Origin of the sequence: Streptomyces sp. NBC_01431, from assembly GCF_036231355.1 — a bacterium.
Lineage (GTDB): Bacteria > Actinomycetota > Actinomycetes > Streptomycetales > Streptomycetaceae > Streptomyces.
The window spans coordinates 7257336-7277605 of record NZ_CP109496.1 but is presented as its reverse complement, the minus strand read 5'-3'; the positions used below and the strand labels follow the sequence as shown (position 1 = coordinate 7277605).

General features: G+C 70.3%; 20 protein-coding genes. 10 read left to right on the top strand and 10 right to left on the bottom strand.

The features are described 5' to 3' along the window. Positions 1–58: 58 nt before the first annotated feature. Both OG522_RS33260 and OG522_RS33255 read right to left on the bottom strand, forming a co-directional pair. The gene (locus tag OG522_RS33260) at positions 59–1189 is read right to left on the bottom strand and encodes an MFS transporter (RefSeq protein ID WP_329467832.1); all 1131 of its coding nucleotides are present in this window, start codon (positions 1187–1189) and stop codon (positions 59–61) included. A 349-nt stretch (positions 1190–1538) separates the two neighbouring features. Continuing rightward, a complete protein-coding gene (locus tag OG522_RS33255; protein WP_329466754.1) occupies positions 1539–2009 on the bottom strand; it encodes a hypothetical protein in 471 nt (156 codons plus the stop codon). 353 nt (positions 2010–2362) lie between these two features. On the opposite strand from OG522_RS33255, the gene OG522_RS33250 reads away from it, so the two are divergent. Then, positions 2363–3061, top strand: a complete 699-nt coding sequence (locus tag OG522_RS33250) for a scabin-related ADP-ribosyltransferase (protein WP_329466753.1) — start codon at positions 2363–2365, stop codon at positions 3059–3061. A 292-nt stretch (positions 3062–3353) separates the two neighbouring features. On the opposite strand, the gene OG522_RS33245 is transcribed toward OG522_RS33250, so the two are convergent. After that, positions 3354–3683, bottom strand: coding sequence for a LuxR family transcriptional regulator (locus OG522_RS33245; protein ID WP_329466752.1), 330 nt, complete (start codon positions 3681–3683; stop codon positions 3354–3356). A gap of 198 nt (positions 3684–3881) precedes the next feature. Between OG522_RS33245 and OG522_RS33240 the strand changes: the two genes are divergently transcribed. Beyond that, complete coding sequence (locus OG522_RS33240) at positions 3882–4454, top strand: uridine kinase family protein (RefSeq protein ID WP_329466751.1); 573 nt, start codon at positions 3882–3884, stop codon at positions 4452–4454. A gap of 46 nt (positions 4455–4500) precedes the next feature. Here OG522_RS33240 and bla read toward each other — a convergent pair whose 3' ends face one another. Next, entirely contained in the window at positions 4501–5490 is a 990-nt protein-coding gene (bla, locus tag OG522_RS33235) for a class A beta-lactamase (protein ID WP_329466750.1), read from the bottom strand. Positions 5491–5837: 347 nt separating this feature from the next. Between bla and OG522_RS33230 the strand changes: the two genes are divergently transcribed. The 3 genes from OG522_RS33230 (at position 5838) to OG522_RS33220 (ending at position 8443) form a co-directional block, all read left to right on the top strand. Continuing rightward, complete coding sequence (locus OG522_RS33230) at positions 5838–6476, top strand: DUF4956 domain-containing protein (protein ID WP_329466749.1); 639 nt, start codon at positions 5838–5840, stop codon at positions 6474–6476. Then, complete coding sequence (locus OG522_RS33225) at positions 6473–7309, top strand: polyphosphate polymerase domain-containing protein (protein ID WP_329466748.1); 837 nt, start codon at positions 6473–6475, stop codon at positions 7307–7309. Before OG522_RS33230 ends, OG522_RS33225 begins: the two co-directional genes overlap by 4 nt. Positions 7310–7462: 153 nt before the next feature. Beyond that, positions 7463–8443, top strand: a complete 981-nt coding sequence (locus tag OG522_RS33220; RefSeq protein ID WP_329466747.1) for a trypsin-like serine peptidase — start codon at positions 7463–7465, stop codon at positions 8441–8443. Positions 8444–8533: 90 nt separating this feature from the next. On the opposite strand, the gene OG522_RS33215 is transcribed toward OG522_RS33220, so the two are convergent. The 3 genes from OG522_RS33215 to OG522_RS33205 are packed head-to-tail and all read right to left on the bottom strand — an operon-like array spanning position 8534 to position 11125. Then, entirely contained in the window at positions 8534–9265 is a 732-nt protein-coding gene (locus tag OG522_RS33215) for an FAD:protein FMN transferase (RefSeq protein ID WP_329467831.1), read from the bottom strand. 43 nt (positions 9266–9308) lie between these two features. Then, positions 9309–9728, bottom strand: a complete 420-nt coding sequence (locus OG522_RS33210; protein WP_329466746.1) for an FMN-binding protein — start codon at positions 9726–9728, stop codon at positions 9309–9311. Positions 9729–9760: 32 nt separating this feature from the next. Beyond that, complete coding sequence (locus tag OG522_RS33205) at positions 9761–11125, bottom strand: ferredoxin reductase family protein (protein WP_329466745.1); 1365 nt, start codon at positions 11123–11125, stop codon at positions 9761–9763. 193 nt (positions 11126–11318) lie between these two features. Between OG522_RS33205 and OG522_RS33200 the strand changes: the two genes are divergently transcribed. From OG522_RS33200 to OG522_RS33185, 3 genes are all read left to right on the top strand, one after another. Then, positions 11319–12053, top strand: a complete 735-nt coding sequence (locus OG522_RS33200; protein WP_329466744.1) for a response regulator transcription factor — start codon at positions 11319–11321, stop codon at positions 12051–12053. Then, positions 12050–13480 (top strand): sensor histidine kinase, encoded by a 1431-nt coding sequence (locus tag OG522_RS33195; protein WP_329466743.1) that lies wholly within the window; start codon positions 12050–12052, stop codon positions 13478–13480. Before OG522_RS33200 ends, OG522_RS33195 begins: the two co-directional genes overlap by 4 nt. Before the next feature lie 361 nt (positions 13481–13841). Further along, entirely contained in the window at positions 13842–15008 is a 1167-nt protein-coding gene (locus OG522_RS33185) for a copper resistance D family protein (protein ID WP_329466742.1), read from the top strand. Positions 15009–15084: 76 nt separating this feature from the next. Here OG522_RS33185 and OG522_RS33180 read toward each other — a convergent pair whose 3' ends face one another. Both OG522_RS33180 and OG522_RS33175 read right to left on the bottom strand, forming a co-directional pair. Further along, entirely contained in the window at positions 15085–16623 is a 1539-nt protein-coding gene (locus tag OG522_RS33180) for an LCP family protein (protein ID WP_329466741.1), read from the bottom strand. 165 nt (positions 16624–16788) lie between these two features. Beyond that, complete coding sequence (locus OG522_RS33175; RefSeq protein ID WP_329466740.1) at positions 16789–17019, bottom strand: hypothetical protein; 231 nt, start codon at positions 17017–17019, stop codon at positions 16789–16791. A gap of 176 nt (positions 17020–17195) precedes the next feature. On the opposite strand from OG522_RS33175, the gene OG522_RS33170 reads away from it, so the two are divergent. Beyond that, the gene (locus OG522_RS33170) at positions 17196–17771 is read left to right on the top strand and encodes a TerD family protein (RefSeq protein WP_329466739.1); all 576 of its coding nucleotides are present in this window, start codon (positions 17196–17198) and stop codon (positions 17769–17771) included. 106 nt (positions 17772–17877) lie between these two features. On the opposite strand, the gene OG522_RS33165 is transcribed toward OG522_RS33170, so the two are convergent. Next, on the bottom strand, positions 17878–18282 hold the full coding sequence (locus OG522_RS33165) for a peptidase inhibitor family I36 protein (protein ID WP_329466738.1): 405 nt from the start codon (positions 18280–18282) through the stop codon (positions 17878–17880). Between the two features lie 580 nt (positions 18283–18862). Here OG522_RS33165 and OG522_RS33160 point away from each other — a divergent pair. Next, positions 18863–20269: a lipase maturation factor family protein gene (locus OG522_RS33160; protein WP_329466737.1), complete on the top strand. Its 1407-nt coding sequence runs from the start codon at positions 18863–18865 to the stop codon at positions 20267–20269. Position 20270: the final 1 nt, after the last annotated feature.

The window sequence follows — 20270 nt, the reverse complement described above, 5'->3', positions numbered from 1 at the left end:
GATGCCACGAGTTCCGGGGCACCACGGAGGATCCGTGGTGCCCCGGGACTCACGACCGTCAGACGGCGCTTCCGCGCCGGGCGGGGAAACCGTGGGTGCGGGCGGCCAGCACCACGGCGAGGACCGGGGCCAGCAGGACCAGGATGCTCCAGGGGAAGGAGGCGGCACCCAGGGCATCCAGGAGGACACCGCCGACGATGCCGCCGGCCGCCATCGCCACGTTCCACAAGGTCACCAGCATGGCCTGAGCGGCGTCCCCGTGTTCGTCGCCGCCCGCGTCCCCCACCGCGGTCTGTAGCAGTGTGGGGGCGCCACCCCAGCCCAGCCCCCAGAGAGTGACGGCCACATAGACCATGGCCACACTGCCGGACAGCACGGCCAGGACAGCGGCCGCCACCGCGATCAACACGACGCTCGCGAGGGTCAGGGCGCGCAGTCGGCGGTTGCTGTGGGCGGCCACCACCCAGATGCTCAGGAGTGACGCCGCGCCGAACACGAGGAGCACCAGGTCGGTGGAGCCGCCCATGCCCAGTGCGTCGAGGAAGGTCGCGATGAAGGTGTAGAGGATCGTGTGGGCGAGGACGAATACCAGGGTGACGAACAGGACCGGGGCGACGCCGGGGACGCGGAGCGCACTGAGCATCGCAGGCCTGTCTCCGCCACGCCGACCGGGGTGGTCCGGGACCGCGACACCGATCCAGGCGAGGAGACCGACGGTGAGCACGGTCATGACCAGGAAGGCGGTCTGCCAGCTGAGCGCCTTGCCGAGGAAGGTACCCGCCGGCACGCCCAGCGACAGGGCGACCGGAATACCGGCCATGGCAATCGCGATCGCCCTGCCCTGGAGGTGCGCCGGGGCCAGTCGGCGGGCGTACCCGGCGAGCAGCGCCCAGGCCAGACCCGCGGCGACGCCTGCGACGAAGCGCGCCGCCATCGTGACGGAGTAGGTAGCCGAGAGGGCGGTGACCGTGTTGGCTACGGCGAACCCCGCCACGGAGGCCAACAGCAGCCGTTTGCGCCGCCATCCCGCGGTCGCCGTGGTCAGTGGGATGGCTGTCAGCGCCGTACCGATGGCATAGATGGTGACGGTCTGCCCGGCCGCGGATTCGCTGACGCGCAGGTCGGCGCTCATCGCTGGTAGCAGCCCGGCAGGAAGGGTCTCGGTCAGGCTGGTGATGAAAACGGCCATGGCCAGCGCCAACAGGGACGGCAGAGGCAACTTCCGCTCCGTCGGCCGCGCCGCCGTCTCCTGGCTCTTGAGGGTTGCCTGCGGATCAACTGTGGTGTGTGCTTCGCGTATCGACATGACGGAATCCTCGAACCCTCACACTTATGTGAGGGTCAACGAGGGGTGGTGTGACGCCCGCCACTTCCGCGATGTCGATCACGCCCGGGGCGCAAGCGAACAACTTGGTTCCGCTGAGCCCAGCCCACCCGTCCGCGCATCAGGCCCGGTGGGCTCGCCCGAGTCAATGGAGTGTCCGGCTCAACTCGTATAGAAACCGGTCGAGTTCAGGCCCCAGCCGGGCTCACCCGGCTCATCCGGTGGCGAACAGTGACCGCAGGTGCTTGCCGTTGACGATCGCGGCGACGGCGATCAAGGCGAGTCCGCAGACCGCCTGTTCGACCTTCAGCCACATCGGGAAGGTGCCGGGCAGCGCGATGATGGCGGCGATGGCTACCACCATGACAGCCGAGATGATCCTGAGCCTGCGATATGCGGAGCGGGAACCGCGGGCCGCGCGGACAGCGCACAGGTACGTCACGAACGCGCTCGCCACGACGATGCTTCCGCGCACCCACACGGCGGTGTTCACCTCCGCGGTGTCGTTGCGGAGCAGGGCGATCGCCGCGAGGGTGAGCACGCTGATGGCCAGGTAGCCTCCGGCCAGCAGCTTCGTGCCGCGGAATGCCGTCAGGCTGCGCGGATGGTTCAGGCTCTCCTCGGACACGGCTGTGGGGCGCGGATTCCGGGCGGCGTTCATCGTGGTCCCTTCTTCTCTCTGCATGGGCTCTCTGCTTGATCTCCGGGGCAAGCCGCTCCCCTGGTCACAGCGTCGTCGGCTCCCCCTGTGCTGCCGTTCCAGGATCCGCCCGGCAGGGGCTGGTACCCATCGCCCGCGCGAACGAGACGCGCCGGGCGGACGTCAGGGACCGGTCAGGGCCGCCCCGTAATGGAGCCCGGAGGCTTCGCGGTCACGATTCGGACTTGCCCACGGCCGATATGCGGCGGGTCACCGGCCTGCTGAGAGCGGTATGACTGTTCGCCCGTGGGGGTGACTCCCCACCCGTTCCCCGCAGTTCGTGGTGCGTACACCGTTATAAAAAGGCCCGTCCTGTTGATCAACAGATGGGTTCCACCATGTTGAAGGCAGCTCTGCGCGTCCTGGCCGCCGCCACTCTTGCCACCGCTTCCCTGACCGTCGCCGCGCCCGCTGACGCAACCGTCCACCGCACCGCCACGACGAAGGCTCCGGCTCCCGACACGACGCCCTGCGGGCCGGTCGGCGGGTTCCACCCGACGGACTGGTGGCGCACCACGACCAATCCGTCCCTCGCCCCGGCCGTCCACCATGCCGCGGCGGACGAGAACTGGCAGTGGCGCGACGACAGCAACACGCTGTGGCGGGGCGACACCCGCGAGAACGTGCAGCAGCTCTTCGACGAAGGCTTCACTCCGCGAGGCGACTCGCTCACCCCGCTCGCCGAGTACATCGTCAAGGGCGGCGGCCAGAACACCGCGCACGTCAGCACCAGTTGCGAGAAGTGGGTGGCGCAGAAGTTCGCCACATACGGCGCGGCGAAGACGGGGTGGGTGTACGAGATCGAGGCGCCGGGCGGAATCGACGTGAACGCCACAGCGCACCTCAACGGGTACCAGTCCCCGTACCTCTGGAACAAGGAAATCGACTTCCCCGGCGGCATCAACGGCAGCTACATCAAAGAAGCCTGCAAGTACCGGCTGTTGAAGACCGACCCGGCGACAAAGGTCAACACCTACGAGAACCTCGGCTGCCAGACCAACCGCCACTTCCAGCGCGTGCTGACCGCGATGCGCTGAGCACGCGCCGGTAGCGCCTGGAGCCCACGCCGGTAGCGCCGCTGCGAGCGCTCGCGATGCCCGTGGTGGCGGCCGAAGAGTCCGCCACCACGGTGTGGCCGGGGCACATGTGGAGTCTGCGGACGGCGCGTGGGGCCATCTTGGTCGACATGGCGTCCAGCCCGCCGCGGTCGATCGGCCCGCAATCAGGCCGTCACGTTGAGCCCTGTCAGGCCATCGCCTGACCAGCGCCAGGCCATTGCCGTCGCCACAGCCGTCGCCGTCGCCGTCGCCGTCGCCGTCGCCGTCGCCGTCACACCATCGCCACCGTCAGCAGGAACGCCGAATCCTCCAGTGCCTCGACGGTGTGTGCCGTGGCGGGCACGACGATGAGATCGCCGTCCCGGCCCTCCCATGTGTCCGCCCCGGCGGCGAGCCGGATCCGGCCCGACCACACCTGCACGGTCGCCTCACCCCCGATCCCGTGTTCGCCGTGCGTGCTGCCCGCGGTCAGGGCCATGACCGTCTGACGCAGTACGCGTTCGTGCCCGCCGATCACGGTGGACGCGCTGCGCCCTGATGCCGCGCCCCGGGCGGCCGTCAGCTGAGCGCGGGCGATTGCTTCCAGCGAGAACTTCTCCATGCCTTGCTCTCACTTCCTTGTGCGAGGGGGTGCCGTGCGGTGGCGCCACCAGGTGGATGGCCCCAGGCCGACCCTGACAGAACCAGGCATCACCAGCACGGCGGGACGCGCCGGGAGGTCGCCGTGAGGTCGCCGTGAGCGTGTGCGATCCTCGCCTCCTCGTCGCATACGTAACCGCATACGTAAGAGGAGGTCCGGATGCTCCTGACCATGACCGGCGGCGCGGGCGCGGGCAAGACAACCCTTGCGGCGGCGCTGGCGGCCTGCGCGCCGCGGGACTCCGTTCAGGTCCTGCACGGCGACGACTACTACTTCGGCACACCGGAACGCGGCATATGGGCACCCGACGAGGCGGGGACACCGCGCCTGGACGTCGGTGACCCCCGCTCGATGGACGTCGAGGGCCTGAGCCGTGCCGCCGACGCCGCGCTCGCCACGGGTGCGTTCGTCATCGTCGACGGCCTGTTCGCCCGTCGCGTCGCCCCGCAGACGCCGCACGACCGTTTCGACGTGTTCGTGGACCTGGCGGCCGATCTGCGCCTGGCGCGCAAGATCCAGCGCAAATGCCTGCGGGACGGATTCCCCCTGGATGTCCTTCTGCGCAACTACCTCAACCACCGGCGCGATGCCCACGAACGCCACATCGAGCCGCTGCGGGCCTCCTGCGACCTGGTTGTCGACGGCACACTGCCGCCCGACACCCTCGCGCGGCAGGTGTGGACGGCAGTGACCACCGCGGGTTTGGAACGCGGTCGTCAACAGAGGCTTTGAGTACGCCAGTTGACTCTGAAGCGGGCCGGTTCCGGCCGCGCCGCTCTCAGGGCGTCGGCACGCCGAGGCCCCTTACCAGGGCCCGGGTCGTGGCGGCGATGGCCTCGTTGTCGGCCCCGGCGTCCGCGGTCGGGTGGTTGGTGTAGATCGCGATGACGACCGGGTGCCCCGAAGGTGGCCAGGCGACGGCGATGTCGTTGGCCGCGCCGTAGGCATCGGTCGTGCCGGTCTTGTCGCCGACGGTCCAGTCCTTGGGCAGCCCGGCCCGGATCCGCTCGTCGCCGGTGACGGTGGCGCGGAGCCACGTGTTGAGCTGAGCCCGGTCCGCGGGTGCCAGGCCGTTTCCGACGGAGGTTTTGCCGAGGTCGCGGCCCATGGCCGAGGGGGTCGTGGTGTCGCGCCGTTCGCCCGGCTTCCAGTCGTTCAACTCCGGTTCGCGGCGGTCCAGTCGGGAGACCGGATCCCCGAGGGACCGGTAGTAGCGGGTCATGCCGCCGGGCCCGCCGATCCGGTCGAGCAGCAGGTTGCCCGCCGTGTTGTCGCTCCGGGTGATGGCCGCACGGCAGAGCTGAGCCACTGTCATCCCGATCGTGCCCTGCCCCGCCGTGACCGGCGAATTGGGCACCTCGTCGCTCTGCTTCCAGTGCACGACCCTGTCGAGCAGGCCCGGCTCGGAGCGCCGGGCCGTGTCGAGGACGGCGGCGCACTCCATCGCCTTGAAGGTGGACAGCGACGGAAAGCTCTCATTGCCGCGGTAGCTGAGGGTCCGACCGGTCACCGTGTCGAAGGCGTACGCGCCGATTCGTACGTGGTGCGTCGCTTCAAGGCGTTTCAGCTCGTCCTGCACACCGCGCGCGTCGAGCGGAGCCGGCACCGGCGCGGTTGCCGAGGCGTTGACGGAGATCCGGTCTCTGGCCTCGGCCGCCTGCACCGTGCCCGCGGTACCGGTCGTGAGGACCGCGAGCGCGAGCAGCGCGGCGGGCCACTTCGGGCGGGAACGGAGCGGGGAGGCAAGGCGTCTCGTGTTGTCTCGCATGCCCCCCAGCACAACAGGACCGACCCGCCGCCGTCCAAGACCCTTTGAGTGAACGCGGCCATAGCGATCCGCCTATGTCACCTGTTGAGGGCTGTCGCATCTCACCTGCTGAGGGCTGTCGCCGGTGACCTGTTGAGGGCTGCCGCAGGGGTGCGCACAGGGCCCCATCGCTCAGGCTCAGCAACCGTGACAAGTACGCCGAACAGGACAGCCGTGGTGCGGTATTGGACAATCGCCACCCTGATACATCAATGATCCGTTGCGTTCACTGACAAGGTGGCGACCATTCACCTGCTGGCCTCCTAGAGTCTGGATCTCTTCCGGTAAACATCACAGGGAGCGGAGCCATGGACTCGTTACGTCACCTCGCCGCCCATCTGGGCCTCGACCTCAGTGCCATCTGCCTGCTCACGTTCGCGATCTACTATCCGCGGCACCGGCGCCGCGACCTCGTGCCGGCGTATCTCGCCCTGAACGTCGCCCTGTTCACCATCGTCGCGGCACTCGCCGAAGTGGGCGGCAGCGGCGGCATGGCGCTGGGTTTCGGTCTCTTCGGAGTGCTGTCGATCATCCGGCTCCGCTCGGACGCCGTCCAGCACGAGGAAGTCGCCTACTACTTCACCACGCTGGTCCTCGGCCTCATCTGCGGTCTGCCGCACCTCGGTTTCGCCCTGGCCGCCGCGTTGAGCGCCGTGCTCCTTGTGGTCGTCTACGCGGCCGACCACCCCCGGCTGTTCGCACGGGCCCGGCGCACCGTCATCACGCTCGACACCGTGCACAGCGACCCCGCTGCCCTGCGGGCCGACCTCGCCCGGCGGCTGGGCGAGCCCCTGCACTGGACCGTCATGGAGATCGACTTCGTACGCGATCTGATGGTCGTCGACGTCCGCTACCGCGAACCGGAATTCGGGCCGGCCCCGGGCGGCGAGCAGACGGTCACCGCCGAGGTTCCGCGGCAGGCCACGCCCGCGCTGGACGCCGTATGACCACGCAGACCGCACCGGCGGTCCCGGAGGCCGTACGGGCCATCGACGGGGCGGCCCACGCGGCCGTACCCATCTCGCTCGCCGAGCTCAACGAGCGGTCCTCGCTGCTCACCCGCTTCGACCGCAGCTACATGGTGCCCGCCCCCACCTTTCTGCGGGTGATAGGTCTCCTCACCGACTCCCGGCATCCCGGCGGGCCCTTCCGGGCCCTGGACATCGACGGGCGCCGCGCCTTTCGCTACCACTCGGTCTACTACGACACCCCGGGGCTGCGCTCCTTCCACGACCACCGCCAGGGTCGCAGGCTCCGCTTCAAGATCCGCGAACGCGTCTACGAGGACTGCGGCGAGCGGCAGTTCGAGATCAAGCTCAAGGGACGCCGCGGCGACACCGTCAAACACCGAAGCGCCCTGACCGGGACCGACACCCCGCTCGACAGCGCGCGCCGGGCCTTCCTCACCGACACGCTGCACCGTGCCTACGCGATCGACGCGCCCACCTCGCTGTACCCGTCCCTCAGCACGGACTACCTCCGTGCGACGTTCGTGGCCGACGGGCAGCGCATCACCTGTGACGCGGGTCTGGTCTGTGTCGACCTGCGGGGCGGGCACGCCGTGTGCAGCCGTAGCGGCCTGGTCCTGGTGGAGACGAAGTCCGCCGCACACCTCACCGAGGCGGACCGGCTGCTGCACGCGCATCGGGTGCGGCCTGCCGTGTTCACCAAGTACTGCGGTGCGCTGGCCGTCCTGCGGCCCACTCTCCCCGCCAACCGGTGGCGCCGTGCGGCGCGCCAGGCGTTCGGGCAGCACCACGGCACCGACGTGGTGTGGTGAGGCGACATGGTGTCGCCCTCCATGTGGCGCGTTTCCGTCGACGGGGACCACAGGTCATCGCATCGCCGCGCGCCGGCCACGCGTGGCACTTCTGCCCGCAACCGGGCCGCCCTTATGGTGGGCCGTCATATGTGTGCGGGCAGAGGAGAATTGATGGTGCGTAGCATCAGGATCATCCGACATGCCGCCGTGTTCGCGGCCGCCCTGCTGTTCGGCGCCGGGCTCACCCCCGCGGCTTTCGCCGACGGCTCCCCGACCACGCCGAATCCGGACGCGGCCGAACTCAACGCCTATTGGACCGCGGCCCGGTTGACGGCCGCACTGACCGGCGATCCGGTCCGGGGCGCCGCGGCGGCGCTGTCGGCCCCCGCCGCCTCCCCCACCGTGGACGGTCCCCAGCCCGGCGAACACATCCCGCCGAGCCGGAGCTTCGACGGGATCCCGCAGGCCGGCACGTTCTTCTGGACCGACGCCACCGGTTCCGGACGCACCTGTAGCGGCTCCGTGGTGCGCAGCCCCGGCCACGACCTGGTGCTCAGCGCCGGGCACTGCCTCAAGGGCTACTCCGGCACCTCCCCCCAGCGCCACTTGGCCTTCGTACCGCAGTACCACGACGGTCTGAAGCCGTTCGGTATCTTCCCGATCAAGAGCAACGGCGTGTACGTCTCTCAGGAGTACTACGACCTGGGCGAGCACGCGGGCGCCGAGTACGACTTCGCTTTCGCCGTCACCGAGCCCAACCAGGACGGCAAGCGCCTCCAGGACGCGACCGGGTCGGTTGAACTGCTGACGAATACGGGGTACTTGCACGTTCCGGTGCGGATGATCGGGTACCCGGGCGGCGCGCAGAAGCCGCTGGAGTGCATGAGCCGGACGACCGAGTGGCCCAGCGACGACCCGGCCGACCCGGGCACGTTCCCGCGCATCGCCTGCGACGCCTTCGTGGGCGGCACCAGCGGCGGACCCATGCTGGTGCCGTGGCCGGGCGGCTGGGCGGTGATCGGGGTCATCGGCGGCTACCACACCGGCGGGAACACCCCGCAGGTCTCCTACAGCGCGTACTTCGGCACCGCCACCCAGGCGCTCTACCGGGCGGCGATCACGGGCGCCCCGCCCGCAGGACCCGCCTCCTGACGTCACACGGAGGGCCGGGCCGTGGCGGGTCCGGCCGTGCGCCGCACCTCACATGCAGTTCGCCGCGCCTCAAATCCCGCTCGGTGCAGCTCACTTGACGCTTCGCGGGGCCGGGAAGCCCTCGCTCTGCCATACGTCGTCCGCCGTGGTGACCACCAGGCTCTCGTAGCCGTCCTGCTCCAGGGTCCAGGCGCGGGCGGCCTCGGGCCCCATGGCGAACAGGGCGGTGGCGCAGGCGTCGACGGTGGTGAGGTGGCGCCCGGTGACGGTGACCGAGGCCGGGCCCGCGGCGGGCAGGCCGGTGTGCGGGTCGAGGATGTGGTGGCCGCGTTCGGCGGTGCCGGACGTGGCGACGGCCAGGTCGCGGCCGGTGACGACGGCCACGAGTTGGCCGGGCCGCAGTGGATGGGCGATGCCGACGCGCCACGGGGAGCCGGGCGCGGCCTCGCCCCTGAGCTGGAGGTCGCCACCGCCGTTGACGCAGCTGTTGTGGGCGCCGGCGTCGTACAGGATCTGCGAGGCGCGCTCGGTCGCCCAGCCCTTGACAAGGCCGGAGGGGTCGAGGCGGCCGCCGGGGGTGTGGGTGAACCAGCCGCCGGTGGCGGCCGCGGCCGCTTCGCACAGGCCGAGGACGTCGGCCACCTCGGGCGGGCAGTCGCTGACCGTGAGTTCGCCGCGCGCGATGCGGCTGATCTCACTGTCCCGCCGGTAGGTGGAGAAGACGGCGTCGACGTGGTGGAGCCAGGCGACCGCCTCGGCCAGGGCATCGCGGACGGCCGGTGTGGGCCGGTCGCGTACGTCGAAGGAGAAGACGGTGCCCATGGCGTGCTCGGCGTGGCGCAGTCCGGTGGCCGCGCGGTTCGTTTCAGGCACCGCCCTTGTCCAATGCGCTCTGCAGGGACTGGATGTAGCCCTCGCTGGTGTAGCTCGCGCCCGACACGGCGTCGATCTGCGCGTTCTGTGCCCCGAGTGCCTCTTGGGTCAGCCGGGGCACGGCCCTGGCGGCGATCTCCTGGTCGCGCCCGCTCTCGGAGGGGACCTGGAGGACGTGGACGGCGGTGAGCCGGCCACCCGCGAGGGTGACGGACACCTGCACGGGGCCGTACCGGGTGTCGATGACGTCGCCGGTGAAGTCACCGGTACGGGTTCCGGTGGCCGTGGGCGCCGGGGTGGCGCCCGAGGGCCGGGCGGACACGACGGGCGGATGGCTCTGATGGGGTTTGAGGGACAGCAGCAGGACCACGCCTGTGGCGGTCGACAGGGTGGTGACGGCGACTCGGCGCACGGCGTGTCTCCTCGGGCTGTTCGGGGCGCGGTTCACAGCGCGAAGGACTCGTGGTGGATGCGGCGGCGGTGGACGCCCGCGCCGCGCAGGGCGGTCAGCGCCGCGTCGGTCATGCCGGGCGGGCCGCACAGGTACACGTCGCGGTCCCGCAGGTCGGGGACGTGCTGGAGCAGCGCGGTGGCCGTGAGCGGCAGGCAGTGGACGGCCGGTGCGTCGACCGAGTAGAGGACCCTGGCGCCGCGGGACTCGGCCAGGGCGTCGAGTTCGCCGCGCAGCGCGAGGTCCTCCGGGCGGCGGGCCCGGTAGATGAGGGTGATGTCGCCGGGCAGCGTCTCAAGCAGCGTCCGCAGCGGGGTGATGCCGACTCCGCCGCCCAGGAGCAGGGTTTTCGTCGCGGTGCGGCGGGCCGCGGTGAAGCCTCCGTAGGGGCCTTCGGCCCAGACGCGCGTGCCGGGGGCGAGGCGGGCCAGGGCCGCGCTGTGGCCGCCGGCGGCTTTGACGGTGATGCGCAGGAAGCGGTGGTGGGCGGGCGCGGAGAGCGAGTACGGGTTCGCGGCCCACCTCAGGCCCGGGGCGAGGAAGCGCCAGCGGAAGAACTGCCCTGGTTGGGCGCCCAGTTCATCGAGGTGCTCGCCGGTGACGTAGACCGATACGACGCCGGGGGCCTCGGTGCGGACCTCGGCGACGCGAAGCCGGTGGCGCAGCGAGCGGCGGACGGGAACGACGAAGCGGTACCACAGGAGCAGAGCGGCCACGCCGAGGTACATCGCGTACCAGGCGAGCTGGGCCGCCCGGTTGCCGACGAAGTCCGCGCCGTTGGAGAGCTGGTGGCCGAAGACCAGGAACACGGCGAGGTAGGTCGCGAAGTGCAGGTAGTGCCAGGTTTCGTAACGCAGTCTGCGACGGGCCGCGCGGGCGGAGACGATGCCGGTGCCCACGAGGAGCAGGAACCCGGCCGTGCCTTTCAGCAGGTCCGGGTAGTGCAGTACGAGTGTGGTGGTCTGGCTCACCACGTTGGCGTGCGAGGTGAGGGCATAGCCCCAGATGATCAGCAGGGTGTGGGTCAGGGCCAGCGAGACGGTGTAGCGGCCGCCCATGGCGTGCCAGCGGGCGAGGCGGTCGGTGCCCACACCGCGGTCCAGGAGCGGGACGCGGGCCATCAGGGCGAGCAGGACCGCGCAGGCGTATCCGGCGAGGAGGCCGGTGATGCGGCCGGCGTCGGTCAGCCAGCCGCCCGCGCCGACGACGGAGGTGGTGTCGCTCCACCACAGGCCGAGTACCGCCGCCGCCCCACTCCAGATGAGGAACTGGGCCGCGACGGGTATCCAGCCGGTGCCACGCGGCGCGGCGTGCGGGACGCGCGCCACGGGCCGGCTGTCGTACATGCTGGCGGCCATCCGGCCCCCCTTTCCGGGCTGCGGCCCCGCCCGGGGCCGTCGCCGCTTCGGGCGTTGCGCAGCCAGCCTCACACCAGTACTTCTGAGTTCCCTCTGAAACGGAGGTTCGGAGCCGGATCCATAGGGGATTCAGAGGAAATTCTGAGCTCCTCAGTCGCCTGTGGGACGGCCGAGGGGGGATGCTGTGTTCATCATGGAGAACCCATCGCCACCTGCCGTGCTGCGCCGTTCCGACGGCAGCCCCGTCCGGATCCTCGTCGTCGACGACGAGCCCGACCTGACCGAGGTGCTGTCCGGCGCTCTGCGCTCGGAGGGCTGGGACGTGCGCTCGGCCGCCGACGGAGCGACCGCGCTCGACGAGGCGGCCGCCTTCCGCCCCGACGCGGTGATCCTGGACTGGATGCTGCCCGACATGGACGGTCTGCGCGTTTTGCGCCAGATGCGGGGCGACCTGCCCGGCGTCTGTGTCCTGTTCCTGACCGCGCGCGATGCCGTCGAGGATCGCATCGCGGGCATCACCGCGGGCGGCGACGACTACGTCACCAAACCGTTCAGCCTGGAGGAGGTGCTGGCCCGGCTGCGCGGGCTGCTGCGCCGGGCGGGCATGGCGCGCGAGCCCGGCGGCAACCGCCTGGTCGTCGGCGATCTCGTGATGGACGAGGACGCGATGGAGGTGAGCCGGGCGGGCCGGCTCGTGGACCTGTCGCGCACCGAGTTCGAGCTGCTGCGGTTCCTGATGCGCAATCCGCGCCGCGTGCTGTCCAAGGACCAGATCCTGGACCGGGTCTGGTCGTACGACTTCGGCGGTCGCGCGCACATCGTCGAGCTGTACATCAGCTACCTCCGCAAGAAGATCGACGCGGGCCGGACGCCGCTGATCCACACGGTGCGCGGCGCCGGCTACGTCCTGAAGCCCGACCCCTCGTGAAACGGCCGGCGCTCCCCCGCACCCTGCGGGCCCGGCTCACCGCGGGCCTGGTCCTGCTGCTCGCCCTGGCGTGCCTGGCCGTCGGGGTGACGTCGGTCCTCGCGCTGGAGGGCTTTCTCGTCAGCCGCCTGGACCAGCAACTCAGCGCGTCCGGCGGCCGGTTCGCGGCCAGTCTGGAACACGACGAGAAGCCGGACGCCGACAACGCGCCGGACACCCGAGGCCAGTCCAACGGCACGTTCGGGGCCCGGCTGCTGGGCGGCGCGACCACGCAGGCGGCCGTGGTGCACGCCCAGACCGACGCCGCGGTACCGCTCAGCGCCCGGGACCGCGCCGCGCTCGCCGCGGTGCCGGTCGACGGCCGGGGCTACGACATCCGCCTGTCGGCCCTTCACCGGTACCGGGTGGTGGCGGTCTCGGGCGACGACGGCGACGTACTGATCACCGGTCTGCCGCTGGAACCGGTCGAGGAGACCGTGCACCGGCTCGAAATCGTCGAGGCCGTCGTGTTCGGCGCCACCCTCGCGGCCACCGGGATCGCCGGCGCGCTGTGGGTACGCCTGTCCCTGCGTCCGCTGCGCCGGGTGGCGGCCACCGCCACCGAGGTCACCCGGCTGCCCCTGGCCAGCGGGGAGATCGCCATGCCCGACCCGGTTCCCGACACCGACGCGCGCACCGAGGTCGGGCAGGTCGGCGCCGCGCTCAATCACATGCTGGGCCATGTCGGGGATGCGCTCGCCCGGCGGCAGGCGGGCGAGGAGCGGCTGCGCCTTTTCGCCGCCGACGCCAGCCATGAACTGCGCACCCCCGTCGCGACGGTGCGGGCGCACGCCGAACTCGCGCTGCGCCACCGCGGCCCCGTGCCGGGTGAGGTGCGGCACGCGCTGGAGCGCATCCAGTCCGAGACGCAGCGCATGACCGGTCTCGTGGACGATCTGCTGCTGCTCGCCCGCCTGGACGCCGGGCGGCCCCTCGCGCGGGAGCCCGTCGACCTCACGCGGATCGCCCTCGACGCGATCGGCGACGCACAGGCCGCGTCCCCCGGTCACCGCTGGCTGCTCGACCTTCCGGAGGAGCCCGTGACGGTGACCGGCGACGAGCACCGCCTGCACCAGGTCGTCGCCAACCTCCTCGCCAACGCCCGCACGCACACCCCGGCCGGCACCGAGGTCACCCTCGGTCTCGCCGAAAGCCCCTTCGGATCAACGGAGTTGAGCGTGACGGACACCGGCCCCGGCATCTCCGACGAGCTCCTGCCCGAGATCTTCCAGCGGTTCACCAGGGCCGACCACAACCGTGCCAGGGCGGCGGGCGGTACCGGGCTCGGCCTTGCCATCGTCTCCGCGGTCGTCCAGGCCCACGGCGGAACCGTCGACGTCGCCAGCCGCCCAGGCCGCACCGCCTTCCGGGTGATCCTCCCCCGCTGAGCCGCACCTTTCGGCCGGGCCGGACGCCAGTCCCCCGGCGTCTCGACGTGGCTCCGCAGTGAGCGCGTCTCCGAGCGCGGGAGGCGACCGGGTGGGTACCGGGGGGCGGCCGAGATGGAGGGCTGCACGGATGGGGCGGACCAGTCCGGCGAGGTCCTCGCGGACGCCGCCGTGGCGGTCGGCCTGTCGGCCACCCCGGGGCGCCTGCACCTCGTATGGGCGCTCACGCAGGACGAGATCGACCTCTCGGCACTCGCGGAGCAAGGGGGTGGGCCATCGCTCGCACCCCTGCCGCAGGCCCGGAAACCGGCCCCGCGGGACGGCACCCAGCATAGAGATACTTAGGTTAGCCTTACCTCTCATGACGCTCGTTCACCTGGCCGCCTCGGCCGGCTACACCATGCCCCCTTTGTGGCGAATACTTACCAAATCGGGCTACTTCATCGGCCTATCCGGAGCCGTCGGCGCCTTGGTGACGTACGCGGCAGCGGTCCGCCCGGCGCTCCGCACGCCGGAGCAGGAGCGCGGTGACGCCGCCGTTCTGCGGGGCCGTACGGCCGTGTACCTGGCTTGGGCCGGGGTCGTGCTGCTCGTGGCGGGCTACTTCCAACTCGCCGCCCGGCTCGCCCGCGCGGGCAAGGGGATGCCGTTCGGCGACGCCCTCGCGCCGGGAAGGATCTGGGACTTCCTGCGCGCGCCCGCGGCGAAGGGGACTTGGGTCGCCCAGGGCACCATCTACCTGGCGCAGAACACCGTCCTGGTCCTGGCCTGCACCACCCTGGTCGCGCTGTTCCTCCCACAGGTGCGCAAACACCTCAACGCCATCGCTCTGACCGCCCTGCCCCTGGCGGTCGCGGTGTCGCTCGTCGCGGCCATACCGGCCGCCGCGCCGAAGAACGCGGACAAGGTGCTCGACCTGCTCTTCGGCCAGGTCCACATCATCAGCGGCACCGTGTGGGTCGGCGGTCTGGCCCTGCTCGCCGCGCTCTCCGTCAGCCGCGGCCGTCTCAGCGCCGGCGCGGGCGTGGTGTGGGCGGATGTGTGGCGCCGGTTCAGCCTGGTCGCCCTGGTGTGCGTCGGCGCGGCGCTCACCTCCGGACTGTGGATGAGCTGGAAGCACGTCGGCGGCATCGCGCAGCTGTGGACCACCATCTACGGACTCTTCCTGCTCATCAAGATCGCATTGGTGCTCGGCTTGATCGCGGCGGGCGGCGTCAACCAGTTCTGGCTGATGCCACGCATCGCCCGCGCCCGCCGCGCCGACGCCACGACGACCCTGGTGAGCCTGACGCTGCGGCACTTCCCGCGGGTGGTCTGGGCCGAGATCGCCCTCGGTATCGCCGTCCTCGCCGTCGTTCCCTTCCTGACCGGCTCCGCCCGCTCCGAGGCCGGCAGCCCCGCCCCGGTGACGAGCGGCAGCATCTTCGCCGCGGGCGCCGCGCTGGTTGTCACGCTCGTGGCGTCGCTCTGCATCACGGTGCGGACCTCGGACGCCCTGGCCCGCCGCGAAGACCTGGCCGCGTCCTGATCCGGCCGAGCCCGGGACGGCCCGACCGCACTCGATACTTCTCGGGTGCGTGCGTCGGCCGGGCTCGGGGCTTGGCTCAGCCGTACGAAAGGTTGGAGCAGGGATCGTCGTCGGCGGAGCGGGAATCGCCCGCCACACCGGTGGGCAGGGCGCTGGGTGCGGCCGACGCGGTGGGCACTGCGGGCCCCGTCGGCGCTCCGGCCTGGGGAGCGTTCTCGTACGTCCGACCGAGGATGATGTTGACTCCGGCCGCGGCTGCCGGGGTCACTTCCGCGCCCGGAAAGAGTTCCGCGGCCTTCTGAGCCTGGTCCTGCTGGCCGGGGCCGTACTCGATGACCGTCCCGGCCTGGGTGCGGACGAGGGCCGTGGCCGTACTGGTGACGGTGAAGCCGTGCTGCTTGAGGGCGTCGGCGGCGCGAGCCGTGAGGTCGGCGAGCGTGGTCCCGTTGTACACGGCGACGGAGATCCCGGCGCCGTTGACGGTGGCACCGCTCGGTGCGGGTGACGCCCCGCCCGCCCGCTCGTCATGGTGCCCGCTCGCGTCCTGGCCGTCGAGGGTGCGGTCACTCTTCAGCGCGTCCCACAGCGCTTCGGCGTCCGGGTGGACGATGGCGACACGTGCGCCTTGGTAGCGCCAGGGCAGGGTGACGAACTTGGTGTTGTGCAGGTCTATGTCGCGCAGGGACATCGCGAAGGAGATCAGCTTGTCGGCCGAGCCGAGCCCGGGGTCCACGGTCAGCGACTGGGTGGCGGCGTCCGCAAGCGGGAAGAGCTTGGTGGGGGTCAGGCCGCCGCTCTTGACCTTCTTGATGAGCGAGGCGACGAAGGCCTGTTGGCGTTTGATGCGCCCTATGTCGGAGCCGTCGCCGATGCCATGCCGGATACGCACGTAGTCCAGGGCCTGCTGGCCGGAGACGGTCTGCGGGCCCTTGACGAATATGCGCTCCCCGCGGGTGGCCCGGTTGGGGTTGAGGTTGTTCTGGTAGACGTCCTGCGGCACACAGACCGCAACTCCGCCGACCGCCTCGGTCATCTTCGCGAAGCCCTTGAAGTCGACGACGACCGTGTGGTCGACGCGCAGTCCGGTCAGCTTCTCGACGGTGTTCTGGGTACAGGCGGGGTTGCCCTTGGCGCTCTCGCCCACCGAATAGGCCGCGTTGAACATGGTGTTGCTCTGCGGCTTCGTCCAACTGCCGTCGGGGAGTTTGCACGACGGTATGTCGACCAGCGTGTCGCGCGGAATGGACACGGCGACGGCGTGCTTGTGGTCGGCATACACATGCATGAGAAAAGCGGTGTCGGAGCGCCCTATGTCGTCCTTGTCTCCGCCACCCAGCTCGCTGTTGCCGTCGATGCGGGCGTCCGTGCCGATGACCAGGACGTTGGAGCCCTTGGTCGAGACCGGCGGGCGGTCACCGGAGACCCCGTCGGCGTTGAAGGTGGCGATGTTCCCGTCGAGCCGCAGATAGGCCCAGCCCACCCCCGCCGCCACCAGCACGAGCAACGCGACGGCGATGCCCATGCCCAGGCGGACCCCTCGGCGTCTGAGGCGCCGCCCGCGCACGGCGGGGCTGCCGCCACCGCGTCGGTCCGACCCTTTTTGACCGCCTGTCATCAACACGCTCCCAGTCCGTCGACTCACTTACCGAAGGAGACGATCAGACTCGTTCAACCGTTGTACAGTTGCGCAATCTGGCAACCATTAAATCCGGCGAGTCCACGTCGACACCCCGCGACGGCCGACCCGGCCCAACCCGGGACGACCAGCAACCAGCAACGGTCAGGGGCTGGCGCCGTCGAATCCGTACCGCAAAGGCTCGTCGCGACGACGGTGGTCGCGGCGGTAGACGTACAGCGCCTCCGCGCGAACGCCCGGCATCGGCGCCTCCAGTTCGCACGGGTACGTCACCTGCACCACCGCCGGCCGCCCCTCCACATAGATCCGCAGCCCATCCGCCGGGCCACCCGCCAGCATCGCGAGCTCCCTGCGCACCTCAATCCCCGCTTCCATGGCGCCACTTTAACGCTTGCGCAACTCTTGAACTATGGTGAAGTCCATCACGCGCGCCGCCCGAGCAGTCCCGTGACGTCACTTCAGGGATTGCGCAATCAGGGAACCACGGCGCCGTGCCCGGCGTTTTCATGGGACGAGGGGTCCCGACCGCACGCACAACCAGGAGGATGAACATGGGCGTGAGCCTGGCCAAGGGCGGCAATGTCTCGCTGAGCAAGGAAGCCCCCGGACTGGCGGCCGTCACGGTCGGTCTGGGCTGGGACGTGCGGACCACCACCGGCACGGACCACGACCTCGACGCCAGCGCGCTGCTGTGCGACGAGGGCGGCCGGGTGCTCTCCGACAGTCACTTCGTCTTCTACAACAACCTGACCAGCCCGGACGGTTCGGTCCAGCACACCGGCGACAACCTCACCGGCGAAGGCGAGGGCGACGACGAGACGATCAACATCGACCTCACCACCGTCCCCGGCCAGGTCGCCAAGATCGTCTTCCCGGTCTCCATCCACGACGCCCAGGCGCGCGGTCAGAGCTTCGGACAGGTGCGCAACGCCTACATCCGCGTGATCAACCAGGCCGGCGGCACCGAACTGGCCCGCTACGACCTCAGCGAGGACGCCTCGACCGAGACCGCGATGGTCTTCGGCGAGCTCTACCGGCACGGCGCCGAGTGGAAGTTCCGCGCCGTGGGCCAGGGTTACGCGTCGGGGCTCGCCGGCATCGCCTCCGACTACGGCGTCAACGTCTGACCCGGCACACCCCGGCCCCCGCGCCGGTGTCCTGCTGCCCGCGTCCACGGACAGGTGCGCGTGGGCGCCCCCGCCCTACCTCGAAACGCGGCGTTCTCTCGGATCGTCAGCAGGCCTTCACGTGCCACGCGGGGGCGAAGTCGTAGCTGCCGTTGTACCAGTTGTTCGTCGGGTCGGTGTCGACCAGGGTGTTGTAGTTCCGGTCCTGGATCAGCGCGTGTGCGCCTCCGGTGTTGTCGTTGATCCAGGAACCGACGCCGTTCCAGTTGTTGAGGTTGTATTCCTGGCAGTGGTACATGCGGAACATGGTTCCGGTGTAGTCGGTTCCGGTGTAGATACAGAAGTAGCCGGGCGTACAGCCCTCGCTGGGGCTGACGCCCGCGACACCCGTCACCGTGGCGCCGTTGTTGTCATATGGGCCCGCGAACGCGACCCCAGAGGTGGCGGCGAAAAGCGAAAGGGCCATCGCGCTGATGCCGAGCGCGGCCCGGGTTGTCCTGCGGATTGCCATGCGAATTCCCTGATGGGATCAGCGGGGCCGGTCCGGTGCCGGCTCTCGTGCCGTGCACACCCGTCCCCAATTCGCCGCATCGACAGAATTTCGGCATGCCGGAAGGCGCCACAGCCGCCCCCTCGACCCGGTCCACGACGCAAAGACCGTCGCACGAGCGGCAGAGGAAGACGAGGGTGATATCGGCTGTCGCGATATCCTCCCTTCCCTCTCTTGTCCCTGGTGTGCAGCGGGAAGTGAGGGAATGCCGCTGACTGCTGGGCACTGTGGGTCCCGCCGCGCGCGACCGCTCGGGTTGCCCCAACGGGGCACCCGTGCCGGAAACGGCCACTCGGAGCACGCCTCACCGGGGCACCACTGGCTCGATAATGCCGCCCCGTGGACCGTACTCCTCCGATGATCACGGTTCTGACGCGACCGGGTGAAGTGGCTGTCGGGCGCCTCGACTTGATGCCTCGATACCCATTACGAAGAGGACGCCAACCTTGCCGGTGACCCAACGGTGAGCGAGGACGGCAACGGGCCCCTGACGGCCCACGCCTTTCCCGACCGCCCGCAGTGACCAGGAGGTCCCGCAACCGTGGAGTGGTTCTCGTCGTCGGCGTACTGGCTGAGCCGACTGGTGTTCCAGCGGTCGCTGGCCGCCGTCTACCTGGTGGCCTTCGTGGCGGCGGTCCTCCAGTTCCGCGCGCTGATCGGCGAGCGCGGCATGCTGCCGGTGCCCGCGTTCGTCCAGCGCGTGCCGTTCCGCAGCGCTCCCAGCGTCTTTCACCTGCGCTACTCCGACCGGTTCTTCGCCGCCTGCGCCTGGTCGGGCGCGCTCCTTTCGGCGGCCGTCTTGGCGGGGGCGGCGGACGCCGTACCGCTGTGGGCGGCGATGCTGTTCTGGCTGCTGCTCTGGGCGCTGTACCTGTCCATCGTCAACGTCGGCCAGACCTGGTACGGATTCGGCTGGGAATCCCTCCTCCTGGAGACCGGTTTCCTCGCGGTCTTCCTCGGCAACGACGAGGTCGCCCCGCCGGTGGTGCTGCTGTGGTTGCTGCGCTGGGTGCTGTTCCGCGTCGAGTTCGGCGCCGGCTTGATCAAGCTGCGCGGCGATCCGTGCTGGCGCGACCTGACCTGCCTGTACTACCACCACGAAACCCAGCCGATGCCCGGCCCCCTGAGCTGGTTCTTCCACCACCTGCCCAAGCCGCTGCACCGCGTGGAGGTGGCCGCCAACCACTTCGTCCAACTCGTCGTCCCCGTAGCCCTGTTCACCCCGCAGCCGGTGGCGAGCATGGCGGGCGCCCTCATCATCTGCACCCAGCTGTGGCTGGTGCTCTCCGGCAATTTCGCCTGGCTGAACTGGCTGACGATCGTCCTCGCCGTCTCGTCCCTGGACGGCTCCCTGGTGGCGGCCGAGCCGTCGCTGCCCGGCCCACCGCTCTGGTACGAGACCCTCGTCATCGCGGTCACCGTTGTCGTCCTGGTACTCAGCGTCCGCCCGGCCCGCAATCTCTTCTCCCCCCACCAGCGCATGAACACGACGTACGAGCCGCTGCATCTGGTGAATTCCTACGGCGCCTTCGGCAGCATCACGCGCGTGCGCCGCGAGGTGATCATCGAAGGCACGGCGGAGAAGGAGATCACCCCGGAAACAGTGTGGCTGGCATACGAATTCCACGGGAAACCGGGTGATGTGCGGCGGCTGCCGCGCCAGTTCGCTCCGTACCATCTGCGGCTCGACTGGCTGTTGTGGTTCGTGGCGCTCTCACCGTCGTACGGATACTCCTGGTTCAGCGGGTTCATCGAGCGACTGCTGGTCAACGACCGCGACACGGTGCGACTGCTGCGACACAATCCCTTTCCCGACGAACCGCCCGCATTCGTCCGGGCCAGCCTGTGGCGATACCGCTTCACCACCTGGCAGGAACTCCGCACGACCGGCGCCTGGTGGCATCGCGAGGCCCCGCGCGAATTCCTCCCTCCGACGACCCTGCGCTGAA

What these genes read in the sequence shown, in the direction of transcription:
- OG522_RS33260 (WP_329467832.1), bottom strand. Translation starts at nt 1,189, where the DNA reads ATGGCCGTTTTCATCACCAGCCTGACCGAGACCCTTCCTGCCGGGCTG.
- OG522_RS33255 (WP_329466754.1), bottom strand. Translation starts at nt 2,009, where the DNA reads ATGCAGAGAGAAGAAGGGACCACGATGAACGCCGCCCGGAATCCGCGC.
- OG522_RS33250 (WP_329466753.1), top strand. Translation starts at nt 2,363, where the DNA reads ATGTTGAAGGCAGCTCTGCGCGTCCTGGCCGCCGCCACTCTTGCCACC.
- OG522_RS33245 (WP_329466752.1), bottom strand. Translation starts at nt 3,683, where the DNA reads ATGGAGAAGTTCTCGCTGGAAGCAATCGCCCGCGCTCAGCTGACGGCC.
- OG522_RS33240 (WP_329466751.1), top strand. Translation starts at nt 3,882, where the DNA reads ATGCTCCTGACCATGACCGGCGGCGCGGGCGCGGGCAAGACAACCCTT.
- bla (WP_329466750.1), bottom strand. Translation starts at nt 5,490, where the DNA reads ATGCGAGACAACACGAGACGCCTTGCCTCCCCGCTCCGTTCCCGCCCG.
- OG522_RS33230 (WP_329466749.1), top strand. Translation starts at nt 5,838, where the DNA reads ATGGACTCGTTACGTCACCTCGCCGCCCATCTGGGCCTCGACCTCAGT.
- OG522_RS33225 (WP_329466748.1), top strand. Translation starts at nt 6,473, where the DNA reads ATGACCACGCAGACCGCACCGGCGGTCCCGGAGGCCGTACGGGCCATC.
- OG522_RS33220 (WP_329466747.1), top strand. Translation starts at nt 7,463, where the DNA reads ATGGTGCGTAGCATCAGGATCATCCGACATGCCGCCGTGTTCGCGGCC.
- OG522_RS33215 (WP_329467831.1), bottom strand. Translation starts at nt 9,265, where the DNA reads ATGGGCACCGTCTTCTCCTTCGACGTACGCGACCGGCCCACACCGGCC.
- OG522_RS33205 (WP_329466745.1), bottom strand. Translation starts at nt 11,125, where the DNA reads ATGGCCGCCAGCATGTACGACAGCCGGCCCGTGGCGCGCGTCCCGCAC.
- OG522_RS33200 (WP_329466744.1), top strand. Translation starts at nt 11,319, where the DNA reads ATGGAGAACCCATCGCCACCTGCCGTGCTGCGCCGTTCCGACGGCAGC.
- OG522_RS33185 (WP_329466742.1), top strand. Translation starts at nt 13,842, where the DNA reads ATGACGCTCGTTCACCTGGCCGCCTCGGCCGGCTACACCATGCCCCCT.
- OG522_RS33180 (WP_329466741.1), bottom strand. Translation starts at nt 16,623, where the DNA reads ATGACAGGCGGTCAAAAAGGGTCGGACCGACGCGGTGGCGGCAGCCCC.
- OG522_RS33175 (WP_329466740.1), bottom strand. Translation starts at nt 17,019, where the DNA reads ATGGAAGCGGGGATTGAGGTGCGCAGGGAGCTCGCGATGCTGGCGGGT.
- OG522_RS33170 (WP_329466739.1), top strand. Translation starts at nt 17,196, where the DNA reads ATGGGCGTGAGCCTGGCCAAGGGCGGCAATGTCTCGCTGAGCAAGGAA.
- OG522_RS33165 (WP_329466738.1), bottom strand. Translation starts at nt 18,282, where the DNA reads ATGGCAATCCGCAGGACAACCCGGGCCGCGCTCGGCATCAGCGCGATG.